10 protein-coding genes are annotated in these 12,663 nt (G+C 70.1%); 5 read left to right on the top strand and 5 right to left on the bottom strand.

Features of this window, described 5'->3' with window-relative positions; translation table 11 throughout:
* Positions 1-55 precede the first annotated feature (55 nt).
* Positions 56-2,479 carry an esterase-like activity of phytase family protein gene (locus ACZ7LE_RS00250; RefSeq protein WP_470401420.1) on the bottom strand — a complete coding sequence of 808 codons (2,424 nt, stop codon included), beginning with the start codon at positions 2,477-2,479 and terminating at the stop codon, positions 56-58.
* Positions 2,480-2,605: 126 nt separating this feature from the next.
* Here ACZ7LE_RS00250 and ACZ7LE_RS00255 point away from each other — a divergent pair, with 126 nt between their 5' ends.
* Both ACZ7LE_RS00255 and ACZ7LE_RS00260 read left to right on the top strand, forming a co-directional pair.
* Positions 2,606-3,907, top strand: coding sequence for an MFS transporter (locus ACZ7LE_RS00255; protein ID WP_470401421.1), 1,302 nt, complete (start codon positions 2,606-2,608; stop codon positions 3,905-3,907).
* 105 nt (positions 3,908-4,012) lie between these two features.
* A complete protein-coding gene (locus ACZ7LE_RS00260) occupies positions 4,013-4,417 on the top strand; it encodes a hypothetical protein (protein WP_470401422.1) in 405 nt (134 codons plus the stop codon).
* A gap of 8 nt (positions 4,418-4,425) precedes the next feature.
* Here the strand turns inward: ACZ7LE_RS00260 and ACZ7LE_RS00265 are convergent, their stop codons facing one another.
* On the bottom strand, positions 4,426-5,235 hold the full coding sequence (locus ACZ7LE_RS00265) for a hypothetical protein (protein WP_470401423.1): 810 nt from the start codon (positions 5,233-5,235) through the stop codon (positions 4,426-4,428).
* Between the two features lie 96 nt (positions 5,236-5,331).
* Here ACZ7LE_RS00265 and ACZ7LE_RS00270 point away from each other — a divergent pair, with 96 nt between their 5' ends.
* On the top strand, positions 5,332-8,604 hold the full coding sequence (locus tag ACZ7LE_RS00270) for a DEAD/DEAH box helicase (protein WP_470401424.1): 3,273 nt from the start codon (positions 5,332-5,334) through the stop codon (positions 8,602-8,604).
* 39 nt (positions 8,605-8,643) lie between these two features.
* Positions 8,644-9,366 (top strand): response regulator, encoded by a 723-nt coding sequence (locus ACZ7LE_RS00275; protein ID WP_470401425.1) that lies wholly within the window; start codon positions 8,644-8,646, stop codon positions 9,364-9,366.
* Between the two features lie 13 nt (positions 9,367-9,379).
* On the opposite strand, the gene ACZ7LE_RS00280 is transcribed toward ACZ7LE_RS00275, so the two are convergent.
* Positions 9,380-9,796 (bottom strand): DoxX family protein, encoded by a 417-nt coding sequence (locus ACZ7LE_RS00280; RefSeq protein WP_470401426.1) that lies wholly within the window; start codon positions 9,794-9,796, stop codon positions 9,380-9,382.
* Between the two features lie 153 nt (positions 9,797-9,949).
* On the opposite strand from ACZ7LE_RS00280, the gene ACZ7LE_RS00285 reads away from it, so the two are divergent.
* Positions 9,950-10,840: an HNH endonuclease gene (locus ACZ7LE_RS00285; RefSeq protein WP_470401427.1), complete on the top strand. Its 891-nt coding sequence runs from the start codon at positions 9,950-9,952 to the stop codon at positions 10,838-10,840.
* Positions 10,841-10,855: 15 nt separating this feature from the next.
* Here ACZ7LE_RS00285 and ACZ7LE_RS00290 read toward each other — a convergent pair whose 3' ends face one another.
* Both ACZ7LE_RS00290 and ACZ7LE_RS00295 read right to left on the bottom strand, forming a co-directional pair.
* A complete protein-coding gene (locus ACZ7LE_RS00290) occupies positions 10,856-11,338 on the bottom strand; it encodes a hypothetical protein (protein ID WP_470401428.1) in 483 nt (160 codons plus the stop codon).
* A 488-nt stretch (positions 11,339-11,826) separates the two neighbouring features.
* Positions 11,827-12,492 carry a hypothetical protein gene (locus tag ACZ7LE_RS00295; protein WP_470401429.1) on the bottom strand — a complete coding sequence of 222 codons (666 nt, stop codon included), beginning with the start codon at positions 12,490-12,492 and terminating at the stop codon, positions 11,827-11,829.
* Between the last annotated feature and the right edge of the window lie 171 nt (positions 12,493-12,663).

The following is a 12,663-nucleotide window of genomic DNA, read 5'->3' on the forward strand; positions in this document are numbered from 1 at the left end:
GTCGAGCTTGTCGAGACCCGGTGCGGGTCTCGACAAGCTCGACCAGCGGCAGTACTCAGCGGAAGATCTTGCGGGCGCTGCCCAGGTCGAGGAACACCGTCTCGCCGGTCGCGTCCTGCACGCCGTCGTTGTCGGTGATCGCGTACACGCGGCCGTCCCCGCCGATCGTGAGGCCCTCGAGCTTCTCCTGCGTCCAGCCGTTGGTGGCGCGGAGCGCGGGCAGGACGTCGATCGCGAGCTTCTTGCGCAGCACCGGCACCGTCCCCGGACGCGGGTCACGCTTCGGCAGGTCCACCGTGTACACGGCCTTGAGCTTCGCCGCAGGCCCGTTGAGCTTGTCGCGCTCGATCACAGCAAGGGTGTCGCGGTCCACCACCGTGATCTCGGACAGGCCCACCCAGTCGCCGTCGGCGGACGGCCCGGACAGCTCATAACCGAACCAGGTCCACTCCTCCGTCGCGACGTCGTAGCGGCCGATGCGGGCGTAGCCGCCCACGCCGTCGTCCGTGGTCAGGCCCCGCTGGAGCGCGACGAACAGGTGCTCGCCGTCGCGGTCCACGGTGCCGGTCACGCCCTCGACGCCCCACTTGCCGAGGCCGGCGGCGACGTCGTCAGGCAGGCTGACGCGCTCCTGCACGCGGCCCGACGCCGAGACGCGCACCAGCGCGTTCTCCGGACCGGTCGCACCCTCGACGCCGAGCCAGAACCCGCCCGCCTTGCCGCGGACCGACGGCCGCGCCCAGATGCCCTCGGCGTCCAGGCCCACGGGCTCGCCGTCCTCGGTCACGACGATCTCGCGGTCGATGACGGCGGGGCTGCCCTTGGTCGTGACTGAGAGGATCGACGTCGGCGACTTCGCGGCGTCGGTCACGGTCCACAGACGGTCACGCTGTGCCGGGTCGGCCGAGAGCGCGCCGAGAGCGGTCCAGCCGATCGGCTTGCGGTCGCCCGTCGAGGTGCGGGCGTCGGCCGACACGATGGACGGGAAGGCCGCGGCTGAGGAGTGAGCTTGCGAGCCCCGCAAAGCCGCGGCATCGAGCAGAGCCGTCCCGCCGACGCGGGCGTACCGCTGCCCCTTGCCGAACACCGAGACGGACGCGCGGACGCCGTCCTCGGCCGCGTCCTCCTCGGAGGAGACGACGAGCAGGTTCCGCGACGGGACCGGCAGGATCCCCTCCGGACCGTTCGTCGTGGCCAGCACCTGCACGAACCGCGGCTTCGCCGGGCGCGAGACGTCGTAGACGGCCACGAAGTTGGACCGCTCGGAGCCGACGAACGCGTAGCGAACGCCGTCGAGCGTCGCGATCGCGAGGCCCTCCATCTCCACGCCCTTCTTGCCGGCGCGGTCCTCGTTGTGCAGGCCGACGCGGACGGCGAGCTCCTCGACCGAGGAGCCCGCGTCCCAGACGACGTCGCCGGTCGCGGCCTCAAAAACCGACCAGCCGCGCGTCCCGCCCTTCCAGTCGCCCTCGTTCGCGGTGGCGACGTGCTCGTCGTCGATCCACCCGATCGCGTCGGGCTCGCGCGGGGCCGCCTCGACGGAGCCGGTCTGGTCGATCGCACCGTCGTCCTCGGCGTCCACGCCCTCCAGCGCGACGGACCCCGCGGAGAAGACGTTCTCCAGCTCGCCGGAGACGACGTCGAGCACGGCGACGCCGTTGTTCTCCTGGAGCGTCACCGCGACCTTGGTGTCGGACGGGTTGATCGAGACGTACTCGGGCTCCGGGTCCTGCGGGGTGTCCAGGCCCGCGGCCGCGAGCGCCGCCTCGTCGAGCGCGACGGGGCGCACCTGCCAGGCCGCGGGGTCGGTGCCGGGGAGGTCGACGAACTGCAGGAACCCGGCGGGCGCCTGCGGCAGGTCGCCCTCCTCGCCCTCGCCCGTGTCGGGCAGCGCGTCCTCGTCGCGCTGGTTCTCCATCGCGATGACGGCGTGGGCACCGTCGTGCGTCACGGCGATCGAGTCGGGCTGGCCGCCCAGGTCGATCGAGCGCACGAGGGTGCGCGTCGCGAGGTCGACGACGTCGAGGCGGCCGGAGGGTGCGGTGAACGACGTCGAGCTGTCGACGACGACGAGCACGTGGTCCCCGACGATCGCGACCGACGTCGGCTCGTCGTGCTCCGAGCCGAGCTCGGCGAGCGACAGCGTGCCCAGGCCCTTGGGCTCGGCCGGGTCGCTGATGTCGACGAAGCCGATGCGCCGGGCGGCGGCGTCGGTGTGGACGAGGGTCCGGCCGTCCTCGCTGACCGCGGAGATCTCGGCGACGGTCGCGTCAGCGGGGTCGGTGCCCGCGGGGACGTTCTCGAAGACGGGGTAGGTGGCGAGGCGGTGGAACGTCTCGCGTGCGCTGGTCCCGCCGAACGATCCGATCGATCCGGTCGGGACGTGGTGGCCGGCGGCGATCGCCGGAAGCGTGCTCAGGCCGAGCGCGAGAACCGCGCCGGAAGCGATGAAGGCCGCATGGCGGCGGTGAGGAGACACGCTCGGCACCGTCGCGCGATCCGGTGTCGGTGGGAGGACCGCGGGCTGGCCCGGGGGTGTCTCGCAGGTGAACATCCAGGCGCACGGACCGGGTGGAACCCGACCCCCGCGGATAGGCTCGACGGCGTGACCGTCCTTGCCGAGCTTCGTGCGCTGCTGCGCCTTCCCGGGTTCCGCAAGTTGTTCGCGGTGCGCCTGGTGTCCCAGGCCGGCGACGGTATGTTCCAGGTGGGACTGGCCAACCTGCTGTTCTTCAGCCCGGAGTCGCAGGGTTCGGCTCCCGCGATCGCCGGCGCGTTCGCCGTGATGCTGGCGCCGTTCACCGTGGTGGGCCCGTTCGCCGGCGTGTTCCTGGACCGGTGGCAACGACGGCAGGTGCTGGTGCTGGGCAACGCGGTGCGGGTACTGATCACCGGCACGATGGCGGTGCTCATGCTCACCCAGGGCGTCACACCGGCGATCCTGGTGCTGGGTCTGGCGGCCCTGAGCGTCAACCGGTTCCTGCTCGCCGGCCTGTCGGCGGGGCTGCCCCGCGTGGTCCAGGGTGACCTGCTGCTCACGGCCAACGCCCTCACCCCGACCCTCGGTGCGGGAGCGGCCTTCCTGGGCGGCGGGCTGAGCTTCGCGCTCAGCTTCGCGATGCCGGCCGGCCGGGTCCACGACGCGACGGCGCTGGCCTGCGCGTCCGTCGTCATGGGCTGCGCCTCGCTGCTGGGGCTGCGGATGTCCCGCACGCTGCTGGGTCCGGTGAAGCCCGCGGAGGGCTCGATCCGGAACGAGATCCTGGTCGTCGCCCGCGGCCTGGCGGACGGCGCACGCTACCTGGCCGCGCGCCGGACGCCCGGGCAGGCGCTTCTCGTCATGGCGGTGCACCGATTCCTGTACGGGGTCGTGTTCATCGCGTCGATCCTGATGTCCCGCAACCTGCTGGCGGACCCCGACGACTCCGGGACCGGGCTCGCGACGTTCGCGACGGTCATCGCCGCGACCGGAGTGGGCGGCGGGCTCGCGATCCTGCTCACCGCGGTGCTGGCCCGGCGCATGGCTCCGCAGTCCTGGATCGCCCTGATGCTCCTGGTCGCAGGCCTCTCCCAGCTCCTCCTGGTGCCCGAGCCGGGCTTCGCCACGGTGATCGCCGCCGCCGGGCTGCTCGGCCTCGCGGCGCAGGGCGCCAAGATCGCCGTCGACACGATCGTGCAGCGCGACTCCGAGGACGCCTATCGAGGCCGCGCGTTCGCCTTCTACGACGTCCTGTTCAACGCCGCCTTCGTGGGAGCGGCGGCCCTCGCGGCCTTCCTGGTGCCCGACGCCGGCTGGTCGCCCGGTCTCTTCGTGGCCCTCTCCCTGGGGTACCTCGCAGCGGCGTTCCTGTTCGGGGCGCGCGGCACTCGCACGGCGGCGCTGGTGCGGCAACCGGTAAGCGGGTGAATTTATGGATGAGGTCCGGTCTTTTGAGGCGAACATGCCTGTTTTGCCGGTCGAACGGTGCAAGGATTGAGACTAGTTACCTACAGGGAATGGAGGTTCTAGTTCATGTCCGACGCACCCGCCGTCACACCGACGCCAACTTGGGGAGAAGTGTTCCCCTGGTTCCGTGAGGTCATGGCCGAAGACGACGCCTGGTACGTCGGCAAGGTCGACAACAAGACCGATGTCGGCGTCGCGCGCCTTGCCGACGCAGCGGTGACCCGGCTCAAGCCCCTTCCCGTCGGTCGCCTCTACCCCGCAGTGCGGCGGGTCGAGCGGCTCGACGACCTCAGCTGGCCCAAGCACCGGCTGCTCAACGCCCTGCACCGGGGCGGCTGCTTCACCGGAGACGACCTGTCCTACATGGTCATCGCCGAGATGCTCTCGTGGGAGTCGGTCGGTCCGATCATCGTCAAGCAGATCCTCGAGGTCGTGGCACTGGAAGAGATCCGGGCCAACTCCGCGAAGTAGTACACGTTCTATGCCTTGACGGTGGCCGGATCAGGGGTAACGGCCACCGCCAGGCGCCGGGCCGCGACGACGGCGCACGGCACGGCGGCCAGCATCAACACCCCCCGCAGGATCTGCACCACGGCATAGCCGGCGCCCAGCACGCCGAAGGAGCCGGCAGCGGCCAGGAGGCCGGCCACGGCGACCACCGCCGCCAGCAGTGCACCGATCCGCCGCGTCACCGGCGACGCCCATCCGCACAGCACGGCGGCCGCGACGACGAGCAGGCCCAGCGCCGCGCTCAGGAACAGCGAACCGACCATCCCCGGCAGCAGGCTTCCGTAGGACAGCATCGAGACGACCGGGAGCAGCACGCTCGTCCACAGGGTGTGGATGACGGCCCCGACCAGGGTGACGACCACGCCGGCCCGGCGAGCCGTCCGCGGGTCACGCAGGAACAGGGCGAGCAGCACGCCGGTCGCCATGACAGCCAGCACGAAGAGCTCCGCCAAAGTGCCCAGGAGCAGGTCGGGCCGGGCGCCGAGCACGAGCTGCACGACCGCCGTGCCGGCCTGGAGCAGCAGGTGCACGCCGACCACGACGACAGCCCCCACCAGGAGCCGCCGGGCCCGGAGCGCCGCGGATCCCAGCGCCAGAAGCACCGTTCCGGCCGTCGCCGCGTTCTCCACGACGAAGACCGCGTTGTTCAGGGTGAACCCGAGGTCGAGCTCGGTGCCCGGGATCACCAGGCGCAGCGGCACGGCCGTCCACGCCGCGACGGTGAGCGCGAGGATGCTGAGCGCGGCGGGCCGGCGGCCGGCGTCGGGCAACGGATTCATGGGGACACCTTCCCAGAGACCACTGACACTCCGTGATGTGCGGCACGCTGTGGATAACTCAGCCTGGCAGTCCGTGCGCCGTGGAACCATGGACGGGTGCCCACGCCGACCCCCGCCCCGCGCCTCCACCCCGCGGCCATAAGGCTGCTGGTGGGCAGCGGCGCGTTCCAGCGCGGCGAGGACTACCAGCAGCAGGGCCGGGTCATCTCGTGGGAGTGGCTCCCGGACGACCTGCTGCTCATCTCGTGGGTACGCGGCAGCGGCCGCAGCACGTACTCCTGCTCCATCGAGTTCAAGGCGGACCCGCCCGGCCCGCCGGTCGTCGTCGGCTCGGACTGCACCTGCCCGGTCCGGTCCGCCTGCAAGCACGTGGCGGCGACGCTCCTCGAGTCCGGCACGGACGGTCTGGCGTCGATGGTCCGGCCCGCCTCCTCGCTGAACCGGGCCCCCCAGGTCCCGGAGTGGAAGGCGGTCGTGCAGCAGCTCGTGCCCGCGGCGACCGCGACCGCGCCGGTCGCTCCGGCGACCGACCTGGAGACGACGCTGGCGCTGCAGCTCCGGATCGACGGTTCTGCCGCCGCACACACCCTGTCCCTGTCGGTGCGGCCCGTGCAGCGCAACGACCGAGGAGCCTGGGTCGGCGGCAACGCCTCGTGGAGCTACATCCGCAATGGCTTCCTCCGCGGCGTCGACCCCGCCGTCCGGGAGTGGTTCACCACGCTCGACGCCCTGCGCGCCACGAGCCCGCGCGGCTACGGGTACCTCAGCACGGGCGACTGGATCAGCCTGGACGACGTGCTGCCCCGCCCGTTCTGGCACCACCTCGCCGACGCCGCCGAGCTCGGGATCGAGCTCGTCGGCAAGTCGAGGCGCGAGTCGGTTCGCCTGGCCCGCGAGGCGTCCGTCGCGCTGGACCTCTCGCTGCCCGACGGCGGCGCGCGCCTCGAGCGGACCGTCGCCTTCGACGGCGTGGTCCCGGACACGGCGTCGGTCGGCCCGCTGGGCCACCACGGCCTGTTCGCGGTGGAGGAGTCCTCGTCGGGCCGCATCATCACCCTGGGCCCGACGGCGGCGCCGCTCACCGACCAGGAGCGGGCCGCGGTCCACCTGGCCGACGTCGCGATCCCGGCCGACGCGGTCGACGAGTTCCTCGCGGACTACCTTCCGCTCCTGCGCCGTGAGGTGCGGGTCCGGGCGGATGCCGGCGTCGAGCTGCCGGAGCTCCCCCGCCCGGAGCTCGTCGTGTCCGTCGAGGCGGTGTCGGCAGCGGAGGTCCGGGTGACGTGGCGGTGGGCCTATCCGCCGTCGGACAAGGAGTACCCGCTGACCACGGCGCTGGAACCGGGATCCGACCTGCGCGATCTCGCGGCGGAGGCCGCGACGCTCGGTCGGGCCGTGGCCGCGGTGCGCGAGGTGCCGGGCTTCGGCCACTTCCGGGTGGCTCCCGAGGTGTTCCGGGGTCTGCAGGCGATGGACTTCGCCACCACGGCGCTGCCCGCGCTCCGCGCCCTGCCCGACGTCCGGGTGGAGAGCGACGAGCTGCCCGAGTACCGCGGCCTGGAGGCCGCGCCCGTCGTCAGCATGCGCGCCACCGACAGCGGCGACATGGACTGGTTCGAGCTGGGCGTCACCGTCACGGTCAACGGGCGCGAGATCCCGTTCGGGTCGCTGTTCGACGCGCTGGCCCGCAACCAGAAGCGGTTCATGCTGACTGACGGCACCTGGCTGCGTACCGACCTGCCGGTGTTCGCTCAGCTCCGCGCCCTGATCGAGGAGGCGCAGCGGCTCTCCGACCAGCCGGGCAAGCTGCGGATCAGCCGGTTCAACGCCGGACTGTGGGCCGAGCTGGAGGACGTCGCCGACATCGTCGAGCAGTCCGACCGCTGGCGACGCTCGGTGAGCGACCTGGTGGCGCTGACCGCCGAGGGCGTCGACGGACCCGAGCCGCTGCCGCCGCCCGTCGGCCTCAAGGCCGAGCTGCGGCCGTACCAGCAGCACGGTTTCGAGTGGCTCACCTTCCTGTGGCGGCACGGGCTGGGCGGGATCCTCGCCGACGACATGGGCCTGGGCAAGACCATCCAGACCCTCGCCTTCGTCGCCCAGGCCCGTCAGGAGGGCGCTCGGCCGCCGTTCCTCGTGATCGCACCCGCCTCGGTGGTGAGCAACTGGGCCGCAGAGGCCGCGCGGTTCACGCCGGACCTCAAGGTGGTGACGCTCCCGACGACCGCGCGGAAGGCTGGCACCTCGGTGGCGGACGTCGCCGCGGGGGCCGACGTCGTGGTGACGTCGTACGCGATCTTCCGGCTGGACTTCGACGCGTTCGCCGAGGTGGAGTGGAGCGGCCTGATCCTCGACGAGGCGCAGTTCGCGAAGAACCACCAGACGCGCGCCAACGAGTCGGCGCGCCGCCTGCGGACGCCGTTCAAGCTGGCGATCACCGGCACACCCATGGAGAACAACCTCATGGAGCTGTGGGCGATGCTCGCGATCGTCGCACCGGGGCTGTACGGGTCGGCGATGAAGTTCCGGGAGGACTACGTCAAGCCGGTCGCGGGCGAGGGCGACTCGGGGCCGCTGCTGAACCGGCTCCGCCGCCGGATCAAGCCGCTCATGCTGCGCCGGACCAAGGGCCAGGTGGCGCCCGAGCTGCCCGAACGGCAGGAGCAGGTGCTCCGCGTCACCCTCGACCCCCGGCACCGCCGGATCTACGACACCCACCTGCAGCGTGAGCGGTCCCGCCTGCTGGGTCTGCTGGACAGCTTCGACGAGAACCGGGTGGCGGTGTTCCGCGCCCTGACGACCTTGCGACGCCTGGCCCTGGACGCCTCGCTGGTGGACCCGGAGTACGAGGGCGTCGGGTCGGCCAAGCTGGACCTGCTCGCTGAACAGCTCGCGGAGGTCGCGGCGGAGGGGCACCGCGCGCTGGTGTTCTCCCAGTTCACGTCGTTCCTGACCAAGGCAGCCGAGGTGTGCCAGGAGCTGGGGATCCCGTACGAGTACCTGGACGGGTCCACGCGGCGGAGGCCGGAGGTGATCGGCCGGTTCAAGGACGGGTCGGCGCCGGTGTTCCTCATCAGCCTCAAGGCCGGCGGGTTCGGGCTCAACCTGACGGAGGCCGACTACGTCTACCTCCTCGACCCGTGGTGGAACCCGGCGACGGAGGCACAGGCGATCGACCGGACGCACCGCATCGGGCAGACGCAGAACGTGATGGTGTTCCGGCTGGTGTCCGAGAACACGATCGAGGACAAGGTCATGGCGCTCAAGGAGCGCAAGGCCCGGCTGTTCGACGCGGTGCTGAGCGACGACGCGGGCGCGTTCGCGGGGGCGCTGGGGGCGGAGGACATCCGGGGGCTGCTGGAGGGTTGACGTCCGCCGGGCCGCCGTCCGACCTGTACGTTTTCTCCCGTGACTCCCGTTGCCGACCTGATCGGGGCTGTCGCCAGCCTCCTCTGGCCCCTGCTCGTCGTCGTCGTGCTGCTGGTGTTCGGCCGGCAGCTCCTTTCGAAGCTGCGCAACTCCGACGACGTCACGCTGGAGATCGGCGGGCAGCGGCTCAACCTCAAGCAGGCGACGGACCAGCAGTCCGACATGATCACCGACCTGCAGCGCGAGGTGGCGCTGCTCAAGCGGCAGCTGGACGGCGTCGTGCCGAACCCCGAGGCCGGGGCCACCGGGCAGTCCCAGGGCGCTACCCCGCGCCCGGATGAGACCGCCTGGACGTCGCCGGAGCAGGAGCGACGGGTCTCGACCCCCGCGAACCTGCCGATCCTCTGGGTCGACGACCACCCGGAGAACAACGCGATGGTCACGGAATCGTGGCGGCGAGAGGGCGCCGAGGTCGACACCGCGCGCTCGACGGCCGAGGCGATGCGCCTGCTCGGGAGCCGCCGGTACGGGCTGGTGATCTCGGACATGGGCCGGCACGAGTCCGGCGTCGACGTGCCGGACGCCGGACTCCGCTTGCTCGCCGAGGTCCGCGCGGCGGACGCTCACCTGCCGTTCGTTCTCTACGGGAACGTCGAGCCCGTCTCCGACGTGGCGCGAGCTGCCGGCGCGACCCTGGTGACGGGCTCGACGTTCGAGCTGGTCGACTTCGCGAGCAAGCTGGGAATGCTCCAGGGCGTCTGACCCCCGGCCGGCGTCAGCTCCCGGACGTGGTGGAACGGTTCCGCGTCGACGCGAGGGCCCACGCGACAAGGACCGGCTGACCGAGGAGCCGCAGGGCGCGCTTGCGGTCGGTGTCCAGGCCGAACGCGTTCCGGCGTCCCGCGTACTGCGCGATGTTCCCGGGGAAGACCGCGACGAAGAACGCTGCAGCCAGCGCCCCCAGCCGGCGTCGGGCCGGCTGCTTCCAGGTGGCCACCAGGGCAGTACCGAGGCCGATCTCGACGATGCCGGACCCGACCACGACGGTGTCGGGATCGGCCGGGAACCAGCTGGGTACCTGGGCCTGGAACTCCTTGCGGGCCGTGGTCAGGTGGGCGACACCGGCGGTGAGAAGAGCGGCGCCGAGAGCTACCTGGCCGATGCCGCGGAGGACGGAGGTGGTGGATGCCATGGGGTCCATCCTGGACTCCACGCAACGACCAGGCATCCCGCACGGGGGATTCTCGCGACGACACAGTTCGTGCTGCTCACGGCGGCGCGAGGTGGCAACGTCGCACCTCGCTCAGAGCTTCCCCCGGGCGATCAGATCTGGTGAGGTGTGCACATGGAATCTGCCGTCGAGAGGGCACTGCGCGCACGTGTCATCTCCTGGGTCCAGGAGCGTGCCGAGGCCAACGGCGGCTTCCTCATGCGCGCCGAGCTTCTCGATTTCAACATCGACGGGCAGAAGCTCCCGATCATCGACTACTCACGGGGGATCCGGAACCCCGCATCCTTCGCGTCGACCCTGTCCATCGTCAGCGCCACCGACGGGCCGTACGACGACACCGAGTCTTCCGACGGCCTGCTCCACTACGCGTACCGCGAGGGAGACCCCTGGTCGGGCGACAACCGAAAGCTTCGCAACGCCATGGCCACGGGCGCACCGCTGATCCTGTTCCGGAAGGAGGTGCCGAACATCTACACACCCGTGGCTCCGGTCTACGTCGTCGAGGACTATCCGGAGGAACGCACCTTCATCATCGCTCTCGACGAGTCGTTCAACTTTGTGGACGACGTACGGCACATGCCGGAGCCTGAGCGAATCTACGCACTGCGACTCGCGAAGGAGCGACTGCATCAGCCGGCCTTTCGCACGCGCGTCATCATCGCGTACGACACGCAGTGCGCAGTGTGCGAGCTGAAGTACGGATCGTTGCTCGACGCAGCGCACATCATCCCGGATTCACATGAGCGCGGATTCCCCACAGTGAACAACGGCTTCGCGCTGTGCAAGATCCACCACGCGGCGTACGACCAGAACATGCTCGGTGTGACGCCGGACCACCAGGTGCGCATCTCCCGCGACCTCCTCGAAAAGGTCGATGGACCGATGCTGAAGCATGGGTTGCAGGAGATGCACGGCCGGACCATCCAACTTCCCCAGCGCCGTACAGACCGTCCGAGCGCCGAATTCCTGGCGTGGCGTTACGAGTCGTTCGGGGTCAGCGTCTGATCTGCAGTGCCGGTGTCAGCCTCGAAGAAGCGCCTGGAGCTCGCCGATCTGGATCTGGGTGGTGCGCGGCGTCGCTGTGAAGGGGATCTGGCCGCGCTCCCCTCCGCTGCTCTGCCATTCGACGTTCCAGTACGCCGTACCGGTGAGGGTCAATGTGCCCGGGCTGCTGTTCAGGTCGGCCCCGAACCCGCAGGTAGGCGACGGCTCGGCGCTGTTCCGCCCGTCGTACGGCGTGCCGGGCGCGTTGGTCCCGTCGCACGAGATGGCGCCAATCGTTGTGCCATCCGCAGACGTCAGGGTCCACTCGACACGATCGAGAGTGCCCGTGGCCGTGACGGTCAGCCCAATGCCGGGGGACTGGGTCGTGATCGGACCAGTGGTGTTACCGGCGGGGTTCGCGATCCACAACCAAATGGGCAGGCCGATAGTTCCGACCGCGTTCTGGTTGCTGGCAGACGCCGGCGGGGTGGAACCGATCTCGCCCGTGGAGAGCTTCATGGCGGCAACCGCCTGCTGGGCGAGTTGCTCGGCGCTGGGGCCAGTACCTGCTGGCGGTTCTGCTGCCCAATCCAGCGTGCGGCCCGGACATGGACTCGGTCCATCGAGACACTCGTACGGATTGCACTCGACGATGAGGCCATCGTCGTTGCCTTCCCAAACAGGGGTGCCCTTGGGGGGGACCGGGGCGACAGCTGCACGGACATAGCAGTTCCCATCCCAGGAACCGAAGTCGCTCGAACACGGAACTTCGCGCTCGTCAAGATGACACACTCGGGGACCGCTGCCGCCACCATCACCCTCACCGGGGCCACCCGGGTTTCCTGGCTCACCCTCTGTCTCACAGGGAATTACAACACCGTCAGGTCCAACCACGGGCACGCATTCCGTAGCCTCTGCACGGCTGCTTAGCGCCAAGACGGTGCCGCTGACGAACATTGCCAACGCGAGCGCGAGAAGCCTCAGTACCCATCGCGAACGGCTTGATGTCAACATGCGCGCTCCACGTGCTGTTCTTCTGCATTGATGGCCCAGACACCATCCTGGCCGTGGTGTCGGATCACATAACTCAGGTAGTACCTGGTAGGGGCACCAGGCGCGCGCTCAATCTTCTTAGCATCGGAGTTGAATGTCTGGACTTCCGAGAAATCAACACACGCCTCAAGACTGACTTCCTCGAAACCTTCCTCGGCGGGCGTATACGACGTAACGCGAGTTGATTCGACGCTGGCGGCACCGGTTGTGTATTGGCCAGCGTCCTCGCTACGGGTATACACAACGCTCATGGCGTCGCGAATCGCAAAGCTTCCCCAGTACGGCACCAGGGCCTGGCGCCAGCCCTCGTAGCCGTTGTTCGCAACCTGCGCCGTCGTCTCGTAGTACTTCACGAGCCGCGCCTTCGCATCCGCGATGTTCTTGGCCTTGATCTGCTCCGGCGTCGTCGGCGACGCGGACGGCTCCGGGGCCGGGGTCGTCGAAGGACTCGCGGAAGCCGACGCGGAGGGGGACGATGATCCCGGCCCGGGGATCGCGCCCTGGACCGTCTCCGGCTCGAACACTCCCGACCGCACGACCGCGAACGCCGCCACCGCGATGACTGCGACCCCGATGAGGACGGCGATGGTGCGCTTGGGCGTGATGGCGGACGAGACCATCGGCGACTCCCTCAACTTCGGGCACAACTCAGTGAACACGGCCGGAATAAGGGTGCGCTACATCCGTCTTCTCGGCAAGGCGCCTCCGTGATAATTCACAACATCTCGCCAACACAGGGCAAGCATGAGCCACAGGATTGCCATGTCTTGACCTCGACCACGGCGACGCAC

It is taken from the genome of Promicromonospora sp. NPDC110617 (genome assembly GCF_055598465.1).